This is a genomic window from Jejudonia soesokkakensis, from assembly GCF_042664795.1.
GTDB classification, from domain to species: Bacteria; Bacteroidota; Bacteroidia; order Flavobacteriales; family Flavobacteriaceae; genus Jejudonia; species Jejudonia soesokkakensis.
On the sequence record NZ_JBHTBN010000005.1, the window covers coordinates 135,335 to 157,818 of the forward strand.

The window sequence follows — 22,484 nt, forward strand, 5'->3', positions numbered from 1 at the left end:
TTTTAATGCTGTAAAACTAACGTTTAAACGGGTATTTTAATATACAGATGATAGGTTTATTAAAAAGTTTGTAAAATAAATCAGATAGGGTTTGAATAATTAAATAAATGTTCTATTTTTGCACGCCCTATTTAGAGGGAAATTAATAGTAATTAAAGTATAACAAGGATATTATATGCCAACTATTTCACAATTAGTACGAAAAGGAAGAGCCAAAATAACCAAGAAGAGTAAATCGGCTGCTTTAGATTCGTGCCCGCAACGCCGCGGTGTGTGTACGCGTGTATATACCACTACTCCTAAGAAACCAAACTCTGCGATGCGTAAAGTAGCGCGTGTTAGGTTAACAAACGGAAAAGAGGTAAACGCATACATCGGAGGTGAGGGACACAACCTACAAGAGCACTCGATAGTATTGGTTAGAGGTGGAAGGGTTAAAGATTTGCCTGGAGTTAGATATCATATCGTTCGTGGAGCTTTAGACACCGCTGGTGTAGAAGGAAGAACACAACGTAGGTCTAAGTATGGTGCAAAACGCCCTAAGAAGTAATTAAAAACTTTTAAAGAGAAGACATGAGAAAAAGAGCAGCCAAGAAAAGACCGCTTTTGCCAGATCCAAGGTTTAACGACCAATTAGTAACACGTTTTGTGAATAACATGATGTGGGATGGTAAAAAATCGGTGGCTTTCAAAGTTTTCTACGATGCAATTGACATTGTAGAAGAGAAAAAAACAGACGAAGAAAAAACAGGTTTAGAACTGTGGAAAGATGCATTGTCTAATGTAATGCCTCACGTAGAAGTTCGTAGTCGTAGAGTTGGAGGGGCTACTTTCCAGATTCCTATGCAAATTCGTGCAGACCGTAAGATTTCTACCGCTATGAAGTGGTTGATTGGATATGCAAGAAAGCGTAACGAAAAATCGATGGCGCAAAAGCTGGCTTCAGAAATTTTAGCAGCAGCTAAAGAAGAAGGTGCTGCTGTTAAGAAGCGTACAGATACCCACAAAATGGCCGAAGCAAATAAAGCATTCTCACATTTCAGATTCTAAAAAATGGCACAAAGAGATTTAAAATTCACAAGAAATATAGGTATTGCTGCGCATATTGATGCTGGTAAAACCACAACAACAGAACGTATTCTTTACTATACGGGTGTAAGTCACAAGATTGGTGAGGTACACGATGGTGCTGCTACGATGGACTGGATGGAGCAAGAGCAGGAAAGAGGTATTACCATTACTTCGGCTGCAACCACCTGCACGTGGAAGTTTCCATTGGAAAATGCAGAGCCAACCCCTGAAACTAAAGATTACCACTTTAATATTATCGATACTCCTGGTCACGTAGATTTTACTGTAGAGGTAAACAGATCTTTACGAGTTTTGGACGGATTGGTGTTCCTTTTTAGTGCGGTAGATGGTGTAGAGCCACAGTCTGAAACGAACTGGAGACTTGCAGATAATTACAAAGTGCCACGTATTGGGTTTGTAAACAAAATGGATCGTCAAGGATCCAACTTTTTGGCTGTATGTCAACAAGTAAAAGATATGTTGAAGTCTAATGCTGTGCCAATCGTTTTAAATATTGGTGATGAAGTAGATTTTAAAGGAATTATTGACCTTGTAAAAAACCGTGCTATTGTTTGGCACGATGAAACACAAGGGGCTACATTTGATGTAATCGATATTCCTGAAGATATGAAGGCTGAAGCTCGTAAATACAGAGCGATGCTTATCGAAGAGGTGGCAACGTATGATGAAAACCTTTTAGAGAAGTTCATGGAAGATGAAGACTCTATTACTGAAGAAGAGGTGCATGCTGCACTTCGTGCTGCAGTAATGGATATGGCAATTATTCCAATGATTTGCGGATCTGCATTTAAAAATAAAGGAGTACAATTCCTGTTAGATGCAGTATGTCGTTACTTGCCTTCTCCTGTAGATAAAGAAGGTATTGTAGGAGTTAATCCAGATACTGAAGAAAAAGAATTACGTAAGCCTGATGTAACTGCGCCATTTGCAGCATTAGCATTTAAGATTGCAACCGATCCTTTTGTAGGGCGTTTGGCTTTCTTCCGTGCGTATTCTGGACGTTTGGATGCAGGTTCATATATTTTGAACAATCGTTCAGGAAAAAAAGAACGTATTTCTCGTATTTACCAAATGCACTCTAATAAACAAAATGCTATTGATTATATCGAAGCAGGTGATATTGGAGCAGCAGTAGGATTTAAAGACATTAAGACTGGAGATACAATGTCTGATGAAAAACATCCAATCGTACTTGAGTCCATGGACTTCCCAGATCCAGTAATTGGTATCGCAGTAGAGCCTAAGACAAAGGCAGATGTTGATAAATTAGGTATGGCGTTAGGAAAGCTTGCTGAAGAAGATCCAACATTTACAGTACGTACAGATGAAGCTTCAGGACAGACAATTATTTCTGGAATGGGTGAGCTTCACTTAGATATTATTGTAGACAGATTAAGACGTGAGTTCAAGGTTGAAGTTAACCAAGGACAACCACAGGTAGAGTACAAAGAAGCGATTACCAGACGTGCTGAGCACAGAGAGGTATATAAAAAGCAATCAGGTGGTCGTGGTAAATTTGCTGATATCGTATTTACATTAGAGCCAGCTGAAGAAGGTGCTGAAGGGTTAATCTTCGAATCTGCTATCAAAGGTGGTAATGTTCCTAAAGAATTTATTCCTTCAGTAGAGAAAGGATTTAAAATGGCAATGGTTAATGGACCGTTGGCAGGATATGAAGTAGACTCTATGAAAGTGACATTGACAGATGGTTCGTACCATGATGTCGATTCAGATCAACTTTCGTTTGAGCTTGCTGCAAAACTAGGATTTAAAGCTGCGGCTAAAGCTGCTAAAGCTGTGATCATGGAGCCTATCATGAAGCTGGAAGTTATAACTCCAGAAGAAAATATGGGTGACATTGTAGGAGACTTAAACCGAAGAAGAGGACAGGTAAGTGACATGGGTGATAGAGCGGGTGCTAAAACTGTAAAAGCAACTGTACCATTATCTGAAATGTTTGGTTACGTAACAACGCTACGTACACTATCTTCAGGTAGAGCAACATCAACAATGGAATTTTCACACTATGCAGAAACACCTTCAAATATTTCTGAAGAAGTGATCGCTGCAGCAAGAGGAACCGCTAACGATTAATAATTTCAGCTATGAGTCAAAAAATAAGAATTAAATTAAAATCTTACGATCATAATTTAGTAGACAAATCTGCTGAAAAAATCGTTAAGACCGTAAAGAGTACAGGTGCAGTAGTAACGGGTCCAATCCCATTACCAACTCATAAAAAGATTTTTACTGTATTGCGTTCACCACACGTAAATAAGAAGAGTAGAGAGCAATTTCAATTATCATCTTACAAGAGGTTATTGGATATCTATAGTTCTTCATCTAAGACGATTGATGCTCTAATGAAATTAGAGTTGCCAAGTGGAGTAGAAGTAGAGATCAAAGTGTAATTGCTTTCCGAAGCAATTCGGAAGACATGTCCTGAGCTGCGTGCGAAGGAAAAACGGAAACAAAATAACATTCGGGGTCGAATTTATTTTGGCCCCGTTTGATTTTAAATAAAGATAAGGCCGAGAATCGGCACATTAATAATTAATAAATAAATAATTATGTCTGGGTTAATTGGAAGAAAGATAGGGATGACCAGCATCTTTGACGAAAAAGGAAAGAATATTCCTTGTACCGTTATAGAGTGTGGGCCCTGTGTTGTTACCCAAGTCAGAACCAAAGAGGTTGACGGGTACGAAGCTCTTCAACTTGGTTTCGATGACAAAAAGACTGCTACAAAAGCTGCTGAAGGGCATGCGAAAAAAGCAGGAACCGTTGCAAAACGTAAAGTCGCCGAATTCCAAGGATTTGAAGAAAAATTTAAATTAGGTGATACAATCACTGTAGATCATTTTTCTGAAGGTGAATTTGTAGATGTTTCTGCAACAAGTAAAGGAAAAGGATTTCAAGGGGTTGTTAAACGTCACGGTTTTGGTGGTGTAGGTCAAGCTACTCACGGTCAACATAACCGTTTAAGAGCGCCAGGTTCTATTGGTGCAGCATCATATCCTGCAAGAGTATTTAAGGGAATGAAGATGGCTGGCCAAATGGGGAACGAAAAGGTGAAAGTTGAAAATTTAAGAGTTTTAAAAGTAGTTTCAGATAAGAACCTACTTGTTGTTAAGGGCTGTGTTCCTGGGCATAAAAACGCTTATGTAATGATTCAGAAATAATGAAGGTAGCTGTATTAGATATTAACGGAAAAGACACAGGTAGAAAGGTTGAACTTTCTAAAGAGGTGTTTGGGATTGAGCCTAATAATCACGCTGTTTATCTTGATGTGAAGCAATATCTTGCAAATCAACGTCAGGGAACGCATAAAGCGAAAGAGCGTGCAGAAATCACTGGTTCAACCAGAAAGATTAAGAAACAAAAAGGAACTGGTACTGCCCGAGCGGGAAGTATTAAGTCTGGTTTATTTAAAGGTGGTGGACGTATGTTTGGTCCTAGACCAAGGAACTACTCCTTTAAATTAAATAAGAACCTGAAGCGTTTGGCTCGTAAATCTGCATTGACGATGAAGGCAAATGACAAGGCAATTGTAGTGATTGAAGACTTAAATTTTGAGGCTCCAAAAACAAAGAATTTTACCTCAGTTTTAAAGACTTTAGGGCTTGAGAATAAAAAATCTCTATTTGTGTTGGGAGAGACAAATAATAATGTATATTTGTCTTCGCGAAATTTGAAAGGCACTGAAGTTGTAAAAAACTCAGAATTAAGCACTTACAAAATTTTACATGCAAATAGTGTTGTGCTATTTGAAGGTTCTTTGGAAGGAATTGAAGCAAACTTAAGTAAATAGAAACGAGATGAGTATCTTAATAAAACCTATAATTACGGAAAAAGCCACTAGAGATGCAGAAGATAATAATGTCTTCGGATTTATAGTGAACCCAAAGGCGAATAAGGTAGAAATCAAGAAAGCGGTTGAAGCCACTTACGAAGTTTCTGTAGAAAAAGTTCGCACAATAAATGTCCGCCCTAATAGAAAGACCCGTTATACAAAAACAGGTGTTCAAACTGGTAAAACAAATGCTTACAAAAAAGCAATTGTACAGGTGGCGGAAGGTGATACAATTGATTTTTACAACAATTTGCAAGATTAAATTGCAATAAATTAGACACAAATGTCAGTAAGAAAATTAAAACCCATCACCCCAGGTCAGCGTTTTAGAGTTGTAAATGGTTTTGACGCCATTACAACTGATAAGCCGGAGAAAAGTTTATTAGCTCCGAATAAGAGATCTGGTGGTAGAAACAGTCAAGGTAAAATGACCATGCGCTATATTGGTGGTGGTCATAAGAAGAAATATCGAATTATCGATTTTAAGCGTGACAAAGCAGGTATTCCTGCAACCGTTGCGACTATAGAATATGATCCAAACCGTACTGCTTTTATAGCGTTAGTAAATTACCAAGATGGTGAGAAACGCTACGTTATAGCTCAAAACGGACTTCAGGTTGGTCAAAATATTGTTTCTGGTGAGAGCACTGCTCCTGAGATTGGAAACGCAATGGCCTTAGCCAATATTCCATTAGGTACAATTATTTCTTGTATAGAATTACGTCCAGGTCAGGGTGCTGTTTTAGCGCGTAGTGCTGGAGCTTTTGCACAGTTAATGGCAAGGGATGGTAAATATGCAACAGTAAAATTACCATCAGGTGAAACTCGCTTAGTATTGGCTACATGTATGGCAACTGTTGGTGCTGTTTCAAACAGTGATCATCAATTACTTGTATCTGGTAAGGCAGGTAGATCTAGATGGTTAGGAAGAAGACCACGTACAAGACCAGTAGTGATGAACCCTGTAGATCACCCAATGGGTGGTGGTGAAGGAAAGTCTTCTGGAGGTCACCCACGCTCTAGAAACGGTATTCCTGCGAAAGGATACAGAACCCGTACTAGAACAAAACAGAGTAATAAATACATTATCGAACGTAGAAAGAAATAAGCTATGGCAAGATCGTTAAAAAAAGGACCGTACGTTCACTTTAAGTTGGATAAGAAGGTACAGCAAAATGTAGAGTCAAATAAGAAGACTGTGATCAAAACTTGGTCAAGAGCTTCAATGATTACTCCAGATTTTGTTGGACAAACCATCGCAGTTCATAATGGGAGACAGTTTGTCCCTGTATATGTTACTGAGAATATGGTAGGACATAAACTAGGAGAATTTTCACCTACAAGATCATTCCGTGGTCACGCAGGTGCCAAAAATAAAGGTAAAAAATAATAGGCCATGGGAGTTCGTAAAAGAGAAAGAGCAGAAGCAATCAAGGAAGCAAAGAAGACACAATACTTTGCTAAGTTGAATAACTGCCCTACATCACCAAGAAAAATGCGCTTAATGGCGGATTTAGTTAGAGGTGAGAAAGTAGATAAAGCACTTAACTTATTAAGATTTAGTTCGAAAGAAGCTTCAATACGTTTAGAGAAACTCGTATTGTCTGCAATCGCAAACTGGCAAGCTAAAAATGAAGATGCTTCATTAGAAGATGCAGATCTTTTTATTAAGGAAATCCGAGTGGATGGAGGAACGATGTTAAAAAGACTTCGTCCAGCACCACAAGGTCGTGCACACAGAATTAGAAAACGCTCTAATCACGTAACAGTGGTTTTAGGAGCTAACGATAACACACAAAGCTAGATAAATGGGACAGAAGACAAATCCAATCGGGAATCGCCTGGGAATTATCAGAGGATGGGAATCTAACTGGTACGGAGGGAACGACTACGGTGATAAACTTGCCGAAGACGACAAGATTAGAAAATATGTTCACGCTCGTTTAAGTAAAGCAAGTGTGTCTAGAGTAATTATTGAGCGTACGCTTAAACTTGTAACCGTTACTATCACAACGGCTCGTCCAGGTATCATTATTGGTAAAGGCGGTCAAGAGGTAGATAAGTTAAAAGAAGAGCTTAAGAAAATTACTGGTAAAGAAGTACAGATCAATATCCATGAGATTAAAAGACCTGAGCTTGATGCATTTTTAGTAGGAGCTAGTGTTGCAAGACAAATTGAAAACAGAATTTCATATCGTCGTGCAATAAAAATGGCAATTGCTGCAGCAATGCGTATGAATGCAGAGGGAATTAAAATACAAATCTCAGGGCGTCTTAATGGTGCTGAAATGGCACGAAGTGAGTCGTACAAAGATGGTCGTATTCCTTTATCAACATTTAGAGCCGATATAGACTATGCTTTAGTTGAGGCACACACTACGTATGGTAGATTGGGTGTTAAAGTATGGATCATGAAAGGTGAAGTATATGGAAAAAGAGAACTTTCTCCACTTGTTGGCTTAGCTAAAAAAGGTGGAAAAGGGAATTCTGGTCGAGGTGGTAATAAATCACGTCGTAACAGAAAGTAATTTTTTAAAGAAAACAGAAGATGTTACAACCTAAAAAGACAAAGTTCCGTAAACAACAAAAAGGCCGTATGAAAGGTAATGCTGGTCGTGGTAACCAGTTAGCTTACGGTACATTTGGTATTAAATCTTTAGATTCAAATTTCTTGACTGCACGTCAAATTGAAGCTGCACGTATTGCTGCTACACGTTATATGAAAAGAGAGGGATCTATCTGGATCATGATATTTCCAGATAAACCAATTACAAAAAAGCCTCTTGAAGTACGTATGGGTAAAGGTAAAGGTGCTGTAGAATATTGGGCTGCTGTAGTAAAACCAGGTAGAGTATTATTTGAAGTATCTGGAGTTCCTGTAGCAACAGCAAAAGAAGCATTACGCCTTGCGGCACAAAAGCTTCCAGTTAAAACTAAGTTTGTTGTATCAAGAGATTATCAAGAATAAAATTATTGAAAGATGAAACAATCAGAGATAAACGAAGCATCAACAGCGGATTTACAGGAAGCACTTGCTGACAGAAAGCAAGCGTATACAGACCTTAAGATGGCTCATACCATTACACCGTTGGAAAATCCAATTCAGTTAAAAGGTCATAGAAGAGCGATAGCTAGAATTGCGACAGAACTAACTAAAAGAGACGTACAATAGTACCCACTGCAAGATGGAAGAATTAAAAAGAAATTTAAGAAAAGAACGTGTAGGTGTTGTTACTAGTAGCAAAATGGAAAAATCCATTGTTGTTGCAGAAGTAAAAAAAGTAAAGCACCCTATGTATGGAAAGTTCGTATTAAAAACGAAAAAATATGTAGCACACGACGAGAAAAACGACTGCAACGAAGGTGATACTGTTAAGATCATGGAAACACGACCTATGAGTAAAACTAAATGTTGGAGATTAGTAGAAATCCTAGAAAGAGCTAAGTAATGTTACAACAAGAATCAAGATTAAGAGTAGCAGACAACACAGGAGCTAAAGAAGTTCTTACAATTAGAGTGTTGGGCGGAACAAAGAAGCGTTATGCGTCTATTGGTGACAAAATTGTTGTTACTGTAAAGGAGGCAACTCCTAATGGAAGCATTAAAAAAGGAGCAGTTTCTACGGCAGTTGTTGTTCGTACCGTAAAGGAAGTAAGAAGACCGGATGGATCATACATTCGTTTTGATGACAATGCTTGTGTCTTATTGAACCCACAAGGGGAAATGAGAGGAACACGTGTATTTGGACCGGTTGCAAGAGAGCTTCGTGATAAGCAATTTATGAAAATAGTATCATTGGCACCCGAGGTGCTTTAAGACGATAGTAAGATGGGAAAGCTTAAAATAAAAACTGGAGACGCTGTAGTAGTTACCGCTGGAGATCATAAAGGATCTGAGGGGAAAGTGCTAAGAGTGTATTCAGATAAGAACAAAGCAATAGTAGAAGGAGTAAATACTGTAAAGAAACACGAGAAGCCAAGTGCTGCAAATCCTCAAGGTGGAATTACAGAAAAAGAAGCTCCAATTCATATTTCTAACCTTTCGTTGGTAGATCCAAAATCTGGAGATGCTACACGTGTAGGGTATAGAATGGAAGATGGTAAAAAAGTACGATTTTCTAAAAAATCGAATCAAGTATTATAGTTATGGCATATACACCTAGACTTAAGGAAGAATACAAGAGCAAAGTAACAAATGCTCTTACAGATGAATTTGGCTACAAAAATGTAATGCAGGTTCCTAAATTAGAGCGCATCGTTGTGTCTCGAGGAGTAGGTGCTGCGGTTGCAGATAAGAAGCTAATTGAGTATTCTGTAGACGAATTGACAAATATTACTGGTCAAAAAGCAGTAGCTACTATTTCTAAGAAAGATGTTGCGACATTTAAACTTAGAAAAGGAATGCCTATTGGAGCTAAAGTGACATTACGTGGAGAGCGTATGTATGAGTTTTTAGATAGACTTATTACCTCTGCACTACCTAATGTACGTGACTTCACTGGTATTAACGCTACAGGTTTTGACGGAAGAGGTAATTATTCATTAGGAGTTACAGAGCAGATTATCTTTCCTGAAATCGATATCGATAAAGTAAAGAAAATTGAAGGGATGAATATTACTTTCGTGACTTCTGCTGAAACAGATAAAGAAGCGAAAGCTTTATTACAAGAATTAGGATTACCTTTTAAAAAGAACTAAGAGATGGCTAAAGAATCAATGAAAGCCCGTGAGGTTAAAAGAGCAAAAATGGTAGCTAAGTATGCCGAAAGACGTAAGGCTTTAAAAGAAGCTGGAGACTGGGAAGGTTTACAAAAATTGCCAAAAAATGCTTCTCCTGTTAGACAACACAATCGTTGTAAATTAACTGGAAGACCTAAAGGGTATATGAGAGTTTTTGGTATTTCGCGAGTTATGTTTCGTGAAATGGCAAATCAAGGTTTAATTCCAGGAGTGCGTAAAGCTAGCTGGTAACAAAGTATAAACAGGTAGTAGGTTCGTTTAAAAAAATAACGAAAACCATTATCGTAAATAATAACAAATGACATCAGATCCAGTATCAGATTATCTAACTAGAGTTAGAAATGCAGTAAAAGCAGGGCACCGCGTTGTGGAAGTTCCAGCTTCGAACCTAAAAAAAGAAATTACTAAGATCTTATTTGATCAAGGGTATATTTTAAGTTACAAATTTGAAGATGATAATGGTCCTCAAGGAACTATTAAAATTGCTTTAAAATATGATAAGCTTACAAAAGATCCTGTTATCAAAAAGATTCAAAGAATAAGTAAACCCGGTTTACGTAAATATTCAGGTTCTTCAGAGATGCCACGTATTTTAAATGGATTGGGAATTGCAATTGTTTCTACTTCAGCAGGAGTAATGACAGGAAAGCAAGCCGCTAATCAGAACGTAGGTGGAGAAGTTTTATGTTACGTTTATTAATTAGAAAAGACTAGAAGAAATGTCAAGAATAGGAAAAAACCCGGTAACAATTCCAGAAGGAGTGACGGTCGATATTAAAGACAACGTTATTACCGTAAAAGGAAAATTAGGAGAGTTAACTCAGGAGTTTTCAGATGTTACAATTAAAACGGAAGAAAACGATGTCATTGTAGAGCGTGCAACAGATCATAAAGATCACAGAGCAAAGCATGGTTTGTACAGATCTTTAATCAATAATATGATTGAAGGTGTTTCAAATGGATGGACAAAACAATTAGAGCTAGTAGGAGTAGGTTATAGAGCTTCAAACCAAGGGCAAAAATTAGATTTGGCTGTTGGTTTTTCACACAATATCATTTTGGATATTGCACCCGAAGTGAAAGTTGAAACCATTTCAGAAAAAGGAAAGAATCCTATAGTAAAATTAACCTCTCACGACAAACAATTGGTAGGACAAGTTGCGGCTAAGATTCGTGGTTTCCGTAAGCCAGAGCCTTACAAAGGAAAAGGAATTAAGTTTGTAGGAGAAATATTAAGAAGAAAAGCAGGTAAATCTGCATAAGCAATAGAGTTATGGCATTATCAAAACAAGATAGAAGACAGCGCTTACGTTTTAGAATACGTAAGACAATTTCTGGAACAGAACAACGTCCGCGTTTGGCAGTTTTCAGAAGTAATAAAGAGATATACGCACAACTTATTGACGATGTAAATGGAAAGACAATTACCGCTGCATCTTCAAGAGATAAAGATATTGACGCTTCAAAAGCAAATAAAGTTGAAGCAGCAAAATTAGTAGGAAAAGCAATCGCTGAAAAAGCTCAAAAGGCAGGTGTTGAAACAGTTAGTTTTGACAGGGGCGGTTACCTATATCACGGAAGAGTAAAATCATTAGCTGAAGGAGCTCGCGAAGGCGGCTTAAAATTCTAAGAATATGTATCAAGATTATAAGAACGTAGAATTAGTAAAACCAGGGGGTCTGGAATTAAAGGATCGTCTAGTAGGTGTACAACGTGTTACTAAAGTAACAAAAGGGGGTAGAGCCTTTGGATTTTCAGCTATTGTAGTGGTAGGTGATGAAAACGGAGTAGTAGGACAAGGTCTTGGAAAGTCTAAAGATGTTGCCAGTGCAATTGCAAAGGCAATTGAAGACGCTAAGAAAAACCTAGTTCGTATCCCATTAAATAAAGCGACATTACCTCACGAACAAAAAGGTAAGTATGGTGGTGCAAGAGTAAATCTTTTACCAGCAGCTCCCGGTACAGGGGTAATAGCAGGTGGTGCGGTACGTGCGGTATTGGAGGCAGTTGGAGTACATGATGTACTTTCTAAGTCTCAGGGATCGTCTAACCCTCACAATGTTGTAAAAGCAACTTTTGATGCATTATTACAATTAAGAAGTGCTCAAACTGTTGCAAAGCAAAGAGGTATTTCTTTAGAAAAATTATACAAAGGATAAACGATAACAAGATGGCAAAAATTAAAGTAACAAAGGTAAAGAGTGCAATTAACCGCACGCAGAACCAGAAGAGAATACTTGAGTCTTTAGGTCTAAGAAAAATGGGTCAAACCGTTGAGCATGAAGACACGCCTAATATTCTTGGTATGGTAAATAAAGTACAACATTTAGTTTCAGTAGAAACTGTTTAAGATATATAAAGATGAATTTAAGTAACTTAAAACCAGCAGAAGGTTCGGTTAAAACACAAGGTAAACGTGTGGGTCGTGGTCAAGGTTCTGGAAAAGGCGGAACTGCAACACGAGGACACAAAGGGGCAAAGTCTCGCTCTGGATACTCTAAGAAATTAGGTTTCGAAGGTGGACAAATGCCATTGCAACGTCGTGTGCCTAAGTTTGGTTTCACAAACATAAACCGTAAAGAATATCAAGGTGTTAACCTGGATACACTTCAACAGTTAGTAGACGATAAGAAAATTAAAGATACGCTTGATTTTGATACGATGGTAAGCTTACGCTTAGCTCGTAAAAATGAAATGGTAAAGATTTTAGGAAGAGGAGAATTGAAAGCAAAAATTAAAGTATCTGCACACAAATTTACTGCATCAGCTCAAAAAGCAATTGAAGCTGCAGGGGGTGAAGTAGTAACATTGTAATAAAGCATACCGATGAAATTTATCGATACCATAAAAAACGTTTTTAAAATTGAAGAGTTGCGTAACCGTATCATGGTTACCTTGGGACTTTTATTGGTGTACCGTTTTGGAGCACAGGTAACTTTACCAAGTATTGACGCTTCAAAATTAGCAGAATTCGCTGGAAAATTTGAAGGTGGAGGATTAGGTAGTTTATTAAACGCATTTACAGGAGGAGCTTTTGCAAACGCTTCTGTTTTTGCCTTAGGTATTATGCCTTATATCTCGGCGTCGATTGTGGTACAATTAATGCAAATTGCAGTACCCTATCTTCAGAAATTACAGAAAGAAGGAGAAAGTGGTAGAAAGAAAATCAACCAAATTACAAGATGGTTAACGATTGGTATCTGTCTGGTACAGGCACCAAGTTATCTTTTTGGACTAGAAGCACTAGGAGTTCCTGCCGAAGCATTTATTTTAGGTAAGACACCAATGTTCTTTATTTCTTCTACGGCTATTTTAGTGACGGGATGTATTTTTGCAATGTGGTTAGGTGAAAAAATAACAGACAAAGGAATTGGTAATGGTATCTCTATTTTAATTATGGTAGGTATTATCGCAACATTGCCTCAGTCTTTTGTTCAAGAATTTGCTGCAAGAGTATTTGAATCGAATGGTGGATTAATTATGATCTTAATCGAACTGGTTATCTGGTTTGTTATCATACTTCTATCTGTACTACTTGTTATGGCAGTTCGAAAGATCCCTGTCCAATATGCACGTAGAACAGCCAGTGGAGAATATGAGAAGAATATTTTTGGTGCACGGCAATTTATACCATTGAAGTTAAATGCTTCTGGAGTAATGCCAATCATCTTTGCACAGGCAATTATGTTTGTTCCTTCTGCTGTAGCAGGATTAAGTGATAGCGAATGGGCAACTACATTGCAGGCAAACTTTAGTGATATTTTTGGATTGTGGTACAATATTGTATTTGCAGTTTTAATCATCATATTTACCTACTTCTATACAGCGATCACTGTTCCAACCAATAAAATGGCAGATGATCTTAAGAGAAGTGGAGGATTTATACCTGGTATTAAACCCGGAACAGATACGGCAGAATTTTTAGATAGAATTATGTCTCAAATAACTTTGCCAGGATCTATCTTCTTAGCATTGATAGCAGTTTTTCCTGCATTCGCAGTTAAGTTGTTAGGATTACAGCAAGGTTGGGCACTATTTTATGGTGGTACCTCATTACTTATTATGGTAGGAGTTGCGATTGACACCATGCAACAAATTAATTCATACTTATTAAATCGTCATTATGATGGTTTAATGAAGTCTGGTAAAAACAGAAAAGCAGTAGCATAATTATGGCCAAACAACCCGCAATAGAACAAGACGGAACGATTATCGAAGCATTGTCTAATGCAATGTTTAGAGTAGAATTAGAAAATGGCCACGTAGTGACTGCACATATTTCAGGTAAGATGCGTATGCACTATATTAAATTATTACCTGGAGACAAAGTAAAATTAGAAATGAGTCCTTACGATTTATCAAAGGCTCGCATAACATACAGATACTAAGATGAAAGTTAGAGCATCAGTAAAAAAGAGAAGTGCCGACTGCAAGATAGTTCGCAGAAAAGGCAGATTATATGTAATTAATAAAAAGAACCCTAGGTTCAAACAAAGACAAGGATAAGTTATGGCAAGAATCGCAGGTGTAGATATCCCGAAACAAAAAAGGGGTGTAATCGCGTTAACGTATATCTTCGGAATCGGTAAAAGCCGTGCGGAGCGTATATTGGAAGAAGCCGGAGTTGACAAAGACAAAAAAGTAAACGAATGGGACGATGATGAAATCGGAAAAATTCGTGATGCTGTTGGGTCTTTCAAAATCGAAGGTGAATTACGTAGTGAAGTTCAATTAAGCATTAAGCGTTTAATGGACATCGGTTGTTACCGAGGTATTCGTCACAGAGCAGGTCTTCCTTTAAGAGGACAGCGTACAAAGAATAACTCAAGAACAAGAAAAGGAAAACGTAAAACTGTTGCTAATAAGAAGAAAGCAACTAAATAATCACTAGAGTTATGGCAAAAGCAAATCCAAAAGCAAAAAGTACGAAAAAACGTAAAGTTGTTATTGAGTCTGTAGGTGAAGCTCACATTACGGCCTCTTTTAACAACATTATTATCTCGTTAACAAATAAAAAAGGAGATGTGATCTCTTGGTCTTCAGCCGGTAAAATGGGCTTTAGAGGATCTAAGAAAAATACTCCTTACGCTGCGCAATTAGCTGCAGAAGATTGTGCTGCAGTTGCACATGAAGCTGGACTTCGTAAGTGTAAAGTATACGTTAAAGGACCAGGAAATGGTAGAGAATCTGCTATTCGTTCGATCCACAATGCTGGAATTGAAGTGACTGAAATCATTGATGTTACTCCAATGCCACATAACGGTTGTCGTCCTCCAAAAAGGCGTAGAGTATAACAAATTATATTGGTTCGCCTTCGGGCGAATCAATTCTATTTTTATTAGTACCTTTGCAGGCTCTAATAAGAGAAATAAATAAGATGCCCCGTGGCATCTTTTGGTAGTACATAATAAATATCAATCGAAAGGTATAAAAACTTAGAGGATTAACGTAAGACCTTAATTTAAGTTTCCTTTCAAAAACAACTAGAAATGGCAAGATATACTGGTCCAAAAACTAAAATAGCCCGTAAGTTTGGTGAGGCTATTTTCGGCGAAGATAAATCGTTCGAAAAAAGAAATTACCCTCCGGGACAACACGGTAATAACCGTCGTCGTGGAAAAAAATCTGAATATGCAATCCAATTAGCTGAAAAGCAAAAGGCAAAGTATACCTATGGTATTCTTGAGCGTCAGTTCAGAAATATGTTTAAAAGAGCAACAGCTGCTCCTGGAATTACAGGACAAGTTTTGCTTCAGTTATGTGAGTCACGTTTAGACAACGTTGTGTACCGTATGGGTATTGCTTCAAGTCGTCCAGCTGCTAGACAGTTAGTTTCTCACAGACATATCACTGTAAATGGTGAAAAAGTAAACATCCCATCGTACCAGTTACAAGCTGGAGATGTTGTAGCGGTAAGAGAGAAGTCAAAATCTCTTGAAGCTATCGAAAACTCATTATCGAATGCAAGTCATGTATATGAGTGGATCTCTTGGAATTCAGAAAAGAAAGAAGGAACGTATGTTGCGATTCCTGAACGTCTTCAAATCCCAGAGAACATAAACGAACAGTTTATCGTCGAATTATATTCTAAATAATAAAATAATAATATTGGTATTTAGCCAAAGGATTTATAGTGTTCTTCAAACTTTTAAATCGCGCAACTAAATAACAATTAAAACGAAGAAAAAAATGGCAGTATTTAGCTTTCAGAAGCCTGATAAAGTTATCATGATTAATTCAACCGATTTTGAAGGGAAATTCGAATTTCGCCCTTTAGAACCAGGTTACGGACTAACAGTAGGTAACGCATTAAGACGAGTATTACTTTCTTCATTAGAAGGATTTGCAATTACTTCGGTTCGTATCGAAGGAGTAGACCACGAGTTTTCAACGATTGCAGGTGTAGTAGAAGATGTGACAGAAATCATTTTAAATTTAAAACAAGTTCGTTTTAAAAGACAAATTGATGAAATCGATAATGAAACGGTAACAATTTCAGTAAATAGTTCTAATCAATTAACTGCTGGAGATTTTCAGAAATTTATTTCAGGATTTCAGGTGTTAAACCCAGAAATGGTGATTTGTAATATGGATTCTAAGGTAAATATGAACTTCGAAATTACCATTGAGAAGGGAAGAGGATATGTTCCTGCCGAAGAGAATAAAAAAGCAAATGCTCCTTTAGGTACTATTTTTACTGATTCGATTTATACGCCAATTAAAAATGTAAAATATAGCATTGAAAATTTCCGTGTAGAGCAGAAAACCGATTACGAAAAATTAGTTTTTGAAATCATTACAGATGGATCAATCCATCCAAAAGATGCATTAACAGAAGCTGCTAAAACGCTAATTCACCACTTTATGTTATTTAGTGATGAGCGTATTACTTTGGAGGCAGACGAAATTGCACAAACTGAAACATATGATGAAGAATCATTACACATGCGTCAATTATTAAAGACAAAACTTGTGGATATGGATCTTTCTGTTCGTGCACTTAACTGCCTAAAAGCTGCAGAAGTCGATACTCTGGGAGATTTAGTTTCTTACAACAAAAATGATTTGATGAAGTTTAGAAACTTTGGTAAAAAATCATTAACAGAACTTGAAGAGTTAGTAAACGTTAAAGGTCTTAACTTCGGAATGGATCTTTCAAAATATAAATTAGATAAAGATTAATTAATCATATTTTGCTCTCCAGAGCTTACTGTTCTGGATTTGGTAGCAAGATGATAATAGAAACGTCATGAGACACGGAAAAAAAATAAACCACTTAGGAAGAAAAACTGCGCATAGAAAAGCTATGTTGGCAAACATGGCTTGTTCTCTAATCGAGCACAAGAGAATTAACACAACCGTTGCCAAAGCAAAAGCGTTGAAGAAGTTCGTGGAGCCTGTGATTACAAAGTCAAAAGAAGATACAACTCATAATCGTCGTATCGTTATGGCTACCCTTCGTCAAAAAGAGGCAGTGACAGAATTGTTTAGAGATGTAGCTGTAAAAATAGCAGATCGCCCAGGTGGATACACACGTATCATCAAGTTAGGAAACCGTTTAGGAGATAATGCAGATATGGCAATGATTGAACTTGTTGATTACAACGAGTTATACAATGCAGGTAAAGCTACTAAAACGAAGTCTACACGTCGTAGTCGTCGCGGAGGTTCTAAAACTGCTGCAGCAACACCTACCGAAACAAAAGCTAAAGAAGCTAAAAAAGAAGAAGAATAGATTAATTCTATTTAACAATAAATACCAAGGGATGAGTTTTAACTCATCCCTTTTTTTTGTGAATATATTGGCTATTTGATATTGAATTTTAAATTTAATTTGCGTGCATTTTTTAAAAATTTAATTACTATACCTTATGACAAACAAATTACTTATCCTTTTTTTTGCTTTTCTATGTAAAAGCATGAGTTCTCAAAACTTTAATTTCTCAAGCTTTAATGAACCTTACTCAAATCTAACTGAAAGTACCTCATTAAATAATAGTGAATTCTGGGATGATGATGAATTTATTATTCCTATTGACTTTGAATTTTCCATAAGCACACATACTTTCAATACTATTTATATAGTAGATTGGAGTGTTGGAGGAGTGCTCTCTTCAAATGCTTCTGGAAATGGTATTTTGCCTATTTTTATTCCTATTGGGCAAGATATTGTTAGTAGGTTCGATAGTAGCGCCTCAACTTCTCCTTTATCTTACAAAACTGAAGGTGATGCTGGAAGTAGAATACTTAAAATTGAATGGAACAATGCTGGTTTTTTCGAAGACTCCACACAAAATGATTTTATGAACTTTCAAGTATGGTTATACGAAGGAACAAATGCTATAGAGTATAGATATGGTCCAAATGAAATAAACAATCCAGATGAGTCATTTGAAGGATTATTAGGGCCAAATGTTGGGTTATTCTCATCCATTGATATTAATAATGATATGCTAGTTGATTATGCTTATGTCATTTCAGGCGATCCTTTAAATCCGGAACTAACAGTTTATCAGCCAGGAGACGAATATGATGGGGAAAGTTTAAGCGCTGCGATTCCAGATGGCACAGTTTTTCGTTTTGAAGCCGCAGAACTTGCTATAAATGAATTTGATCTAGATTCATGGGCGTTATATCCTAATCCAACTACAGAGACTATTCATATAAAAACGGATAGTCCACTAATGTCTTTAAAAGTATTTTCAATTGATGGAAAACTCGTCATTAATACCCTAGAAAATAAAACATCACTAGATGTTTCTCATCTTCCTTCTGGTAGTTATTATATTCAATTACTTAGTTCGGTGGGAGTTTCAACAAAACAGTTTGTTAAGTTGTAGTTAAAAGATTAATATAGTTTATAAAAGGAGGGTGTTAAAAACCCTCCTTTTTTGTTGAAAGAAGCTTTTTCAATCATAGTTTATTCCGTCATAAATTTGCTATTTTTGTCAAACTTTTCAATATTATGAAATATCAGACTCGAAAACCCGCACTTATTTTATTAGCAGATGGAACTATTTTCTACGGAAAGGCCGTAGGAGGAAAAGAAGGAAGTGCTTTTGGTGAAGTTTGCTTCAACACTGGAATGACTGGCTATCAAGAGATCTTTACAGACCCCTCTTATTACGGTCAGCTCATGGTTACTACCAATGCACATATAGGAAACTATGGTGTCAATGATGAAGAAGTAGAATCTGAAGGTATAAAGATAGCTGGCTTGATTTGTCGTAACTTCAGCTATCATGCATCTAGAGCAGATTCAGATGGAACGCTCGAAGAATTTCTAGACAAAAATAGTGTGCTTGCGATTAGCGATGTGGATACACGGGCCCTAGTTAATTACATCCGGGATCATGGTGCGATGAATGCTGTAATTTCTACTGAAATTGACAACCTAGAAAACCTTAAAAAGCAATTAGCAGAAGTGCCAAACATGAACGGCCTTGAGCTAGCGAGTAAAGTTTCTACCAAGGAACCTTATTTCTTCGGAAAGGAAGATGCTACCTTTAAAATTTCAGCATTAGATATTGGTATTAAAAAGAACATTCTTCGAAATTTGGCTGAAAGAGATTGCTATATAAAAGTATTTCCTTACAATGCTTCATTTTCAGAATTACAGGATTTTAATCCAGATGGTTATTTCTTGTCAAACGGTCCTGGAGATCCAGAACCTTTAACCGAAGTAATTGAAACTACAAAACAAATCATTGCTACTGAAAAACCACTTTTTGGAATTTGTTTAGGACATCAGATACTAGCATTGGCAAACGGTATTTCTACTTATAAAATGCACCACGGACACAGAGGGATTAATCACCCTATTATAAATTTGATTACTGGAAAAGGTGAAATAACGTCTCAAAATCATGGATTCGCTATCAATCGAGAAGAAGCAGAACAACATGATGATATAGAAATTACACATGTTCACTTAAACGACAAAACAGCAGCGGGAATCCGAATGAAAAGTAAGCCAGTTTTTTCTGTGCAATACCATCCTGAAGCAAGTCCCGGACCACACGATGCTTCCTACTTATTCGATGAGTTTGTGGCAAGTATCAAAAAGCATAAGTTAGAAACCGCTTAAAAATTTATAGAATATCCTCCCCTTTAAGGGGAGGTGTTTTTTTAGAAAGAACTTATTAAAAATAACAAATAACTAAAAAGTAAATAACTATGAGTATCATTATTGACATTCGAGCAAGACAAATTTTTGACTCAAGAGGAAATCCAACCGTTGAAGTTGATGTCATTACAGAACATGGTTATTTGGGTCGTGCAGCAGTACCTTCTGGAGCGTCTACTGGCGAACATGAAGCTGTAGAACTGCGTGATGGAGGCGATGCCTATATGGGTAAGGGAGTACTTAAAGCTGTCGAGAATGTCAATGGAAAAATTGCAGGGACTCTCTTAGGTGTTTCGGTTTTTGAACAAGCACAGATAGACCAAATCATGATTGATCTGGACGGAACAAAAAATAAATCAAAATTAGGAGCCAATGCTATACTTGGAGTTTCTTTAGCATGTGCAAAGGCTGCTGCGAATGAGTTGGGATTACCTTTGTATAGATACGTTGGTGGTGTAAGTGCTAAAACGCTTCCGGTACCCATGATGAATATTATTAATGGTGGTTCTCACAGTGACGCGCCTATTGCGTTTCAGGAGTTTATGGTCATGCCAGTAAAGGCTCAAAGTTTTACCCATGCTATGCAAATGGGATCTGAGATCTTTCATAACTTGAAAAAAGTATTACACGATAGAAATTTAAGTACCGCTGTGGGGGATGAAGGCGGATTTGCACCCACACTTAATGGCACCGAGGATGCACTAGATACGATTGCAAAAGCCACCAAGAATGCTGGCTACACCCTTGGAGATGACGTGATGATTGCATTAGATTGTGCAGCAGCAGAATTCTATAGTGATGGAAAGTATGACTATTCAAAATTTGAGGGCGATAGCGGAAAAGTAAGAAGTAGTAAGGAGCAGGCGGATTATCTCGCAGAACTTTCAGAAAAATATCCCATTATCTCAATTGAAGACGGTATGGATGAAAATGATTGGGAAGGCTGGAAGTACCTTACTGAAAAAATAGGCAAAAAAGTACAGTTGGTAGGTGACGACCTTTTTGTTACAAATGTAGAAAGACTATCGAGAGGTATTTCTGAAAATATTGCGAATTCTATACTCATTAAAGTAAACCAAATTGGAACACTTTCAGAAACCATAGCTGCTGTAAATATGGCTCACAATGCCGGGTATACTTCGGTTATGTCACACAGAAGCGGTGAAACTGAAGATAACACAATTGCAGATCTCGCGGTAGCATTAAATTGTGGACAAATTAAAACGGGTTCTGCCTCCCGAAGTGACCGTATGGCAAAATATAATCAACTGCTTCGTATTGAAGAGCAATTAGATAATGTTGGATATTACCCTGGTAGAAAGACCTTTAAAATATAGAATTTACAATAATTCTTCTAGGGTGTGAAGCTCTTTTATTGAAGTCGCAATCGTATTTAAGTGTTTATTAAATACATCAATAGATTTTTGAGTATGATTTTCTTGCTCCAATAGAGCCGTATAGGCTGTTTGAGCATATTCTTCAGCCTCTAGTGAATGTTTCAGAATTGATTTGTCGTCTTCTAAGTTAATAGAAGCCTTAAGATCAAGCCAACCTCTAGACATAGCCCCTGCAAAAGTTCCTTCAACATCTATGGGTTGATCTGGATATATCATACTTGATATGGCTGTAAGCTCTAAAGAGAAGACTCTCCGTTTATCAGCTAATTTTCTAAGAAGAGCATATAAAGAGGTGTCTTTTACATAAGATAAACTATCAATATATTCCTTATGGACATCGGTATGTTTAGCAATAAGTTTATTTACTTTTCTGTAATTTTCCATGATACAATTTTATTCTTTGTTAGCGTTTAAGGGGGCCTTTGTTGTTAGTTCGCGTACTGGATATGGTATTTGAATATCATGTTCGGCAAATAAGTTATTGATATAGATAATAGCGAGATCCTGTGCGGTATACATTTGACTTTTCTTTACATAATCGACCCAGAATCGTGTCATAAAATGAATGCCACTATCACCAAACTCGGTATAATAAAATTCAATTTTTTCACTTGGATTGGGTGGGAATTTTTCAGTTATAAGATCAGTAACCATTTTTTTAATATTTTCTAGATCACTCCCAAAGGGGACACGACTTGAAACAGAAATACGAGCTCTGGTAACCAAAGAAAAATTTACGAAAGGTTCTTCAATAAATTTTGAATTTGGCATAATCACAAAATGGTTGTCGGGACGTCTCAAAACAAGATTTCGTAAGCTTATTTCATGTACAAAACCTGCGTGTTCTTCGGTTTCAATATAATCACCTATTCTAATTCTGGGTAAAAAGGAGAGCATGATCCCCGAAAAAGTATTTGACAGTGTTCCTTGTAATGCAAGTCCTATAGCAAGGGCAACAACTCCTGCGCCTGCAAGAACAGAGGTTAAAGCCTTATTAAGATCCATAATTCCTAATGCCAAAAAGAACCCAATAATGATAATAAGTGCGTATACAATCTTAGCGACAATGCGACGTATGGATTGATTTTTCATATAGCGACGCAAAATCTTTTTTAGTAAAGAATGTACGCCTCTTGCAATGAGATAAAAAATGAAGAGTACAACAAGAGCAATTCCAATATTGGGCAAACGTAATATAAATGCATCCCACCACCCGTCTAATTTGGTCAATAATCGTTCTGCTATGTCAGCCTCTTGAAATAAAAACATAGTATAA

General features: G+C 37.0%; 37 protein-coding genes. 35 read left to right on the plus strand and 2 right to left on the minus strand.

The genetic code is table 11. The annotated features are described in order from the left end of the window. The first annotated feature begins 175 nt into the window (after positions 1–175). The 35 genes from rpsL to eno all read left to right on the plus strand — a co-directional run bounded on the left by rpsL (position 176) and on the right by eno (position 21,148). The gene (gene rpsL, locus ACFQO1_RS10435) at positions 176–550 is read left to right on the plus strand and encodes a 30S ribosomal protein S12 (RefSeq protein WP_024770883.1); all 375 of its coding nucleotides are present in this window, start codon (positions 176–178) and stop codon (positions 548–550) included. Positions 551–573: 23 nt separating this feature from the next. Further along, a complete protein-coding gene (gene rpsG / locus ACFQO1_RS10440) occupies positions 574–1,050 on the plus strand; it encodes a 30S ribosomal protein S7 (protein ID WP_380218001.1) in 477 nt (158 codons plus the stop codon). 3 nt (positions 1,051–1,053) lie between these two features. Then, entirely contained in the window at positions 1,054–3,186 is a 2,133-nt protein-coding gene (gene fusA / locus ACFQO1_RS10445) for an elongation factor G (RefSeq protein WP_380218002.1), read from the plus strand. An 11-nt stretch (positions 3,187–3,197) separates the two neighbouring features. Further along, positions 3,198–3,503, plus strand: a complete 306-nt coding sequence (gene rpsJ, locus ACFQO1_RS10450) for a 30S ribosomal protein S10 (RefSeq protein WP_010181931.1) — start codon at positions 3,198–3,200, stop codon at positions 3,501–3,503. A 159-nt stretch (positions 3,504–3,662) separates the two neighbouring features. Next, positions 3,663–4,274 carry a 50S ribosomal protein L3 gene (gene rplC / locus ACFQO1_RS10455; RefSeq protein ID WP_380218003.1) on the plus strand — a complete coding sequence of 204 codons (612 nt, stop codon included), beginning with the start codon at positions 3,663–3,665 and terminating at the stop codon, positions 4,272–4,274. After that, on the plus strand, positions 4,274–4,903 hold the full coding sequence (gene rplD, locus ACFQO1_RS10460) for a 50S ribosomal protein L4 (RefSeq protein WP_380218005.1): 630 nt from the start codon (positions 4,274–4,276) through the stop codon (positions 4,901–4,903). The genes rplC and rplD overlap by 1 nt, the downstream gene beginning before the upstream one ends. Before the next feature lie 7 nt (positions 4,904–4,910). Further along, positions 4,911–5,207 (plus strand): 50S ribosomal protein L23, encoded by a 297-nt coding sequence (gene rplW / locus ACFQO1_RS10465; protein WP_380218007.1) that lies wholly within the window; start codon positions 4,911–4,913, stop codon positions 5,205–5,207. A gap of 21 nt (positions 5,208–5,228) precedes the next feature. Then, positions 5,229–6,053, plus strand: a complete 825-nt coding sequence (gene rplB / locus ACFQO1_RS10470) for a 50S ribosomal protein L2 (protein WP_380218008.1) — start codon at positions 5,229–5,231, stop codon at positions 6,051–6,053. A gap of 3 nt (positions 6,054–6,056) precedes the next feature. Then, complete coding sequence (gene rpsS / locus ACFQO1_RS10475) at positions 6,057–6,335, plus strand: 30S ribosomal protein S19 (RefSeq protein WP_093139317.1); 279 nt, start codon at positions 6,057–6,059, stop codon at positions 6,333–6,335. 6 nt (positions 6,336–6,341) lie between these two features. Beyond that, a complete protein-coding gene (rplV, locus tag ACFQO1_RS10480; protein ID WP_380218010.1) occupies positions 6,342–6,749 on the plus strand; it encodes a 50S ribosomal protein L22 in 408 nt (135 codons plus the stop codon). A gap of 4 nt (positions 6,750–6,753) precedes the next feature. After that, complete coding sequence (gene rpsC, locus ACFQO1_RS10485) at positions 6,754–7,473, plus strand: 30S ribosomal protein S3 (protein ID WP_380218011.1); 720 nt, start codon at positions 6,754–6,756, stop codon at positions 7,471–7,473. Between the two features lie 20 nt (positions 7,474–7,493). Continuing rightward, positions 7,494–7,913, plus strand: coding sequence for a 50S ribosomal protein L16 (rplP, locus tag ACFQO1_RS10490; protein ID WP_380218012.1), 420 nt, complete (start codon positions 7,494–7,496; stop codon positions 7,911–7,913). Positions 7,914–7,925: 12 nt separating this feature from the next. Then, positions 7,926–8,117 (plus strand): 50S ribosomal protein L29, encoded by a 192-nt coding sequence (gene rpmC / locus ACFQO1_RS10495; RefSeq protein ID WP_380218013.1) that lies wholly within the window; start codon positions 7,926–7,928, stop codon positions 8,115–8,117. Between the two features lie 13 nt (positions 8,118–8,130). Continuing rightward, entirely contained in the window at positions 8,131–8,394 is a 264-nt protein-coding gene (rpsQ, locus tag ACFQO1_RS10500) for a 30S ribosomal protein S17 (protein WP_380218014.1), read from the plus strand. Next, positions 8,394–8,762 (plus strand): 50S ribosomal protein L14, encoded by a 369-nt coding sequence (gene rplN, locus ACFQO1_RS10505; RefSeq protein ID WP_380218015.1) that lies wholly within the window; start codon positions 8,394–8,396, stop codon positions 8,760–8,762. The genes rpsQ and rplN overlap by 1 nt, the downstream gene beginning before the upstream one ends. A gap of 12 nt (positions 8,763–8,774) precedes the next feature. Continuing rightward, positions 8,775–9,089: a 50S ribosomal protein L24 gene (gene rplX, locus ACFQO1_RS10510; protein ID WP_380218016.1), complete on the plus strand. Its 315-nt coding sequence runs from the start codon at positions 8,775–8,777 to the stop codon at positions 9,087–9,089. 2 nt (positions 9,090–9,091) lie between these two features. Beyond that, positions 9,092–9,643, plus strand: coding sequence for a 50S ribosomal protein L5 (gene rplE, locus ACFQO1_RS10515; RefSeq protein WP_380218017.1), 552 nt, complete (start codon positions 9,092–9,094; stop codon positions 9,641–9,643). Between the two features lie 3 nt (positions 9,644–9,646). After that, the gene (gene rpsN, locus ACFQO1_RS10520) at positions 9,647–9,916 is read left to right on the plus strand and encodes a 30S ribosomal protein S14 (protein ID WP_380218018.1); all 270 of its coding nucleotides are present in this window, start codon (positions 9,647–9,649) and stop codon (positions 9,914–9,916) included. A gap of 67 nt (positions 9,917–9,983) precedes the next feature. After that, positions 9,984–10,385, plus strand: coding sequence for a 30S ribosomal protein S8 (rpsH, locus tag ACFQO1_RS10525; protein WP_380218020.1), 402 nt, complete (start codon positions 9,984–9,986; stop codon positions 10,383–10,385). A gap of 19 nt (positions 10,386–10,404) precedes the next feature. Continuing rightward, positions 10,405–10,947, plus strand: coding sequence for a 50S ribosomal protein L6 (rplF, locus tag ACFQO1_RS10530; RefSeq protein WP_380218021.1), 543 nt, complete (start codon positions 10,405–10,407; stop codon positions 10,945–10,947). Between the two features lie 11 nt (positions 10,948–10,958). Then, positions 10,959–11,315 carry a 50S ribosomal protein L18 gene (rplR, locus tag ACFQO1_RS10535; protein ID WP_380218022.1) on the plus strand — a complete coding sequence of 119 codons (357 nt, stop codon included), beginning with the start codon at positions 10,959–10,961 and terminating at the stop codon, positions 11,313–11,315. Positions 11,316–11,319: 4 nt separating this feature from the next. Beyond that, entirely contained in the window at positions 11,320–11,844 is a 525-nt protein-coding gene (rpsE, locus tag ACFQO1_RS10540; RefSeq protein WP_380218024.1) for a 30S ribosomal protein S5, read from the plus strand. A gap of 11 nt (positions 11,845–11,855) precedes the next feature. Then, the gene (gene rpmD / locus ACFQO1_RS10545; RefSeq protein ID WP_380218025.1) at positions 11,856–12,035 is read left to right on the plus strand and encodes a 50S ribosomal protein L30; all 180 of its coding nucleotides are present in this window, start codon (positions 11,856–11,858) and stop codon (positions 12,033–12,035) included. Between the two features lie 11 nt (positions 12,036–12,046). Beyond that, complete coding sequence (gene rplO / locus ACFQO1_RS10550; RefSeq protein ID WP_380218026.1) at positions 12,047–12,499, plus strand: 50S ribosomal protein L15; 453 nt, start codon at positions 12,047–12,049, stop codon at positions 12,497–12,499. Between the two features lie 12 nt (positions 12,500–12,511). Beyond that, positions 12,512–13,855, plus strand: a complete 1,344-nt coding sequence (secY, locus tag ACFQO1_RS10555) for a preprotein translocase subunit SecY (protein WP_380218027.1) — start codon at positions 12,512–12,514, stop codon at positions 13,853–13,855. Between the two features lie 2 nt (positions 13,856–13,857). Further along, positions 13,858–14,073 (plus strand): translation initiation factor IF-1, encoded by a 216-nt coding sequence (gene infA / locus ACFQO1_RS10560; RefSeq protein ID WP_013073244.1) that lies wholly within the window; start codon positions 13,858–13,860, stop codon positions 14,071–14,073. A gap of 1 nt (position 14,074) precedes the next feature. Then, positions 14,075–14,191, plus strand: coding sequence for a type B 50S ribosomal protein L36 (gene ykgO / locus ACFQO1_RS10565; RefSeq protein ID WP_013305171.1), 117 nt, complete (start codon positions 14,075–14,077; stop codon positions 14,189–14,191). A gap of 3 nt (positions 14,192–14,194) precedes the next feature. After that, the gene (gene rpsM, locus ACFQO1_RS10570) at positions 14,195–14,569 is read left to right on the plus strand and encodes a 30S ribosomal protein S13 (RefSeq protein ID WP_380218028.1); all 375 of its coding nucleotides are present in this window, start codon (positions 14,195–14,197) and stop codon (positions 14,567–14,569) included. A gap of 11 nt (positions 14,570–14,580) precedes the next feature. Beyond that, positions 14,581–14,979 (plus strand): 30S ribosomal protein S11, encoded by a 399-nt coding sequence (rpsK, locus tag ACFQO1_RS10575; RefSeq protein WP_380218029.1) that lies wholly within the window; start codon positions 14,581–14,583, stop codon positions 14,977–14,979. 195 nt (positions 14,980–15,174) lie between these two features. Further along, complete coding sequence (gene rpsD / locus ACFQO1_RS10580; protein WP_380218030.1) at positions 15,175–15,780, plus strand: 30S ribosomal protein S4; 606 nt, start codon at positions 15,175–15,177, stop codon at positions 15,778–15,780. A gap of 94 nt (positions 15,781–15,874) precedes the next feature. After that, positions 15,875–16,867: a DNA-directed RNA polymerase subunit alpha gene (locus ACFQO1_RS10585; RefSeq protein WP_380218031.1), complete on the plus strand. Its 993-nt coding sequence runs from the start codon at positions 15,875–15,877 to the stop codon at positions 16,865–16,867. A 67-nt stretch (positions 16,868–16,934) separates the two neighbouring features. Beyond that, entirely contained in the window at positions 16,935–17,420 is a 486-nt protein-coding gene (gene rplQ, locus ACFQO1_RS10590; protein ID WP_380218032.1) for a 50S ribosomal protein L17, read from the plus strand. A 184-nt stretch (positions 17,421–17,604) separates the two neighbouring features. Continuing rightward, on the plus strand, positions 17,605–18,525 hold the full coding sequence (locus ACFQO1_RS10595) for a T9SS type A sorting domain-containing protein (protein ID WP_380218034.1): 921 nt from the start codon (positions 17,605–17,607) through the stop codon (positions 18,523–18,525). A gap of 125 nt (positions 18,526–18,650) precedes the next feature. Further along, entirely contained in the window at positions 18,651–19,772 is a 1,122-nt protein-coding gene (gene carA / locus ACFQO1_RS10600; protein WP_380218035.1) for a glutamine-hydrolyzing carbamoyl-phosphate synthase small subunit, read from the plus strand. 89 nt (positions 19,773–19,861) lie between these two features. Further along, a complete protein-coding gene (eno, locus tag ACFQO1_RS10605) occupies positions 19,862–21,148 on the plus strand; it encodes a phosphopyruvate hydratase (protein ID WP_380218036.1) in 1,287 nt (428 codons plus the stop codon). Positions 21,149–21,151: 3 nt separating this feature from the next. Here eno and ACFQO1_RS10610 read toward each other — a convergent pair whose 3' ends face one another. Next, positions 21,152–21,592 carry a PA2169 family four-helix-bundle protein gene (locus ACFQO1_RS10610; RefSeq protein ID WP_380218037.1) on the minus strand — a complete coding sequence of 147 codons (441 nt, stop codon included), beginning with the start codon at positions 21,590–21,592 and terminating at the stop codon, positions 21,152–21,154. Between the two features lie 9 nt (positions 21,593–21,601). Beyond that, positions 21,602–22,477, minus strand: coding sequence for a mechanosensitive ion channel family protein (locus ACFQO1_RS10615; RefSeq protein WP_380218038.1), 876 nt, complete (start codon positions 22,475–22,477; stop codon positions 21,602–21,604). Positions 22,478–22,484 lie beyond the last annotated feature (7 nt).

Bases quoted from the DNA above. Each gene is read 5' to 3' on its own strand.
- rpsJ (WP_010181931.1), top strand. From the start codon at position 3,198: ATGAGTCAAAAAATAAGAATTAAATTAAAATCTTACGATCATAATTTA.
- rpsQ (WP_380218014.1), top strand. From the start codon at position 8,131: ATGGAAGAATTAAAAAGAAATTTAAGAAAAGAACGTGTAGGTGTTGTT.
- rplB (WP_380218008.1), top strand. From the start codon at position 5,229: ATGTCAGTAAGAAAATTAAAACCCATCACCCCAGGTCAGCGTTTTAGA.
- rplF (WP_380218021.1), top strand. From the start codon at position 10,405: ATGTCAAGAATAGGAAAAAACCCGGTAACAATTCCAGAAGGAGTGACG.
- ACFQO1_RS10595 (WP_380218034.1), top strand. From the start codon at position 17,605: ATGAGTTCTCAAAACTTTAATTTCTCAAGCTTTAATGAACCTTACTCA.
- rpmC (WP_380218013.1), top strand. From the start codon at position 7,926: ATGAAACAATCAGAGATAAACGAAGCATCAACAGCGGATTTACAGGAA.
- rplQ (WP_380218032.1), top strand. From the start codon at position 16,935: ATGAGACACGGAAAAAAAATAAACCACTTAGGAAGAAAAACTGCGCAT.
- rplO (WP_380218026.1), top strand. From the start codon at position 12,047: ATGAATTTAAGTAACTTAAAACCAGCAGAAGGTTCGGTTAAAACACAA.
- rpsN (WP_380218018.1), top strand. From the start codon at position 9,647: ATGGCTAAAGAATCAATGAAAGCCCGTGAGGTTAAAAGAGCAAAAATG.
- ACFQO1_RS10610 (WP_380218037.1), bottom strand. From the start codon at position 21,592: ATGGAAAATTACAGAAAAGTAAATAAACTTATTGCTAAACATACCGAT.
- rplV (WP_380218010.1), top strand. From the start codon at position 6,342: ATGGGAGTTCGTAAAAGAGAAAGAGCAGAAGCAATCAAGGAAGCAAAG.
- rplR (WP_380218022.1), top strand. From the start codon at position 10,959: ATGGCATTATCAAAACAAGATAGAAGACAGCGCTTACGTTTTAGAATA.
- rpsD (WP_380218030.1), top strand. From the start codon at position 15,175: ATGGCAAGATATACTGGTCCAAAAACTAAAATAGCCCGTAAGTTTGGT.
- rplC (WP_380218003.1), top strand. From the start codon at position 3,663: ATGTCTGGGTTAATTGGAAGAAAGATAGGGATGACCAGCATCTTTGAC.
- rplD (WP_380218005.1), top strand. From the start codon at position 4,274: ATGAAGGTAGCTGTATTAGATATTAACGGAAAAGACACAGGTAGAAAG.
- rplN (WP_380218015.1), top strand. From the start codon at position 8,394: ATGTTACAACAAGAATCAAGATTAAGAGTAGCAGACAACACAGGAGCT.
- rplW (WP_380218007.1), top strand. From the start codon at position 4,911: ATGAGTATCTTAATAAAACCTATAATTACGGAAAAAGCCACTAGAGAT.
- rpmD (WP_380218025.1), top strand. From the start codon at position 11,856: ATGGCAAAAATTAAAGTAACAAAGGTAAAGAGTGCAATTAACCGCACG.
- rpsM (WP_380218028.1), top strand. From the start codon at position 14,195: ATGGCAAGAATCGCAGGTGTAGATATCCCGAAACAAAAAAGGGGTGTA.
- rplX (WP_380218016.1), top strand. From the start codon at position 8,775: ATGGGAAAGCTTAAAATAAAAACTGGAGACGCTGTAGTAGTTACCGCT.
- ykgO (WP_013305171.1), top strand. From the start codon at position 14,075: ATGAAAGTTAGAGCATCAGTAAAAAAGAGAAGTGCCGACTGCAAGATA.
- rpsS (WP_093139317.1), top strand. From the start codon at position 6,057: ATGGCAAGATCGTTAAAAAAAGGACCGTACGTTCACTTTAAGTTGGAT.
- rplE (WP_380218017.1), top strand. From the start codon at position 9,092: ATGGCATATACACCTAGACTTAAGGAAGAATACAAGAGCAAAGTAACA.
- fusA (WP_380218002.1), top strand. From the start codon at position 1,054: ATGGCACAAAGAGATTTAAAATTCACAAGAAATATAGGTATTGCTGCG.
- rpsC (WP_380218011.1), top strand. From the start codon at position 6,754: ATGGGACAGAAGACAAATCCAATCGGGAATCGCCTGGGAATTATCAGA.
- rpsH (WP_380218020.1), top strand. From the start codon at position 9,984: ATGACATCAGATCCAGTATCAGATTATCTAACTAGAGTTAGAAATGCA.
- secY (WP_380218027.1), top strand. From the start codon at position 12,512: ATGAAATTTATCGATACCATAAAAAACGTTTTTAAAATTGAAGAGTTG.
- rpsK (WP_380218029.1), top strand. From the start codon at position 14,581: ATGGCAAAAGCAAATCCAAAAGCAAAAAGTACGAAAAAACGTAAAGTT.
- rplP (WP_380218012.1), top strand. From the start codon at position 7,494: ATGTTACAACCTAAAAAGACAAAGTTCCGTAAACAACAAAAAGGCCGT.
- rpsL (WP_024770883.1), top strand. From the start codon at position 176: ATGCCAACTATTTCACAATTAGTACGAAAAGGAAGAGCCAAAATAACC.
- eno (WP_380218036.1), top strand. From the start codon at position 19,862: ATGAGTATCATTATTGACATTCGAGCAAGACAAATTTTTGACTCAAGA.
- rpsE (WP_380218024.1), top strand. From the start codon at position 11,320: ATGTATCAAGATTATAAGAACGTAGAATTAGTAAAACCAGGGGGTCTG.
- ACFQO1_RS10585 (WP_380218031.1), top strand. From the start codon at position 15,875: ATGGCAGTATTTAGCTTTCAGAAGCCTGATAAAGTTATCATGATTAAT.
- rpsG (WP_380218001.1), top strand. From the start codon at position 574: ATGAGAAAAAGAGCAGCCAAGAAAAGACCGCTTTTGCCAGATCCAAGG.
- ACFQO1_RS10615 (WP_380218038.1), bottom strand. From the start codon at position 22,477: ATGTTTTTATTTCAAGAGGCTGACATAGCAGAACGATTATTGACCAAA.
- infA (WP_013073244.1), top strand. From the start codon at position 13,858: ATGGCCAAACAACCCGCAATAGAACAAGACGGAACGATTATCGAAGCA.
- carA (WP_380218035.1), top strand. From the start codon at position 18,651: ATGAAATATCAGACTCGAAAACCCGCACTTATTTTATTAGCAGATGGA.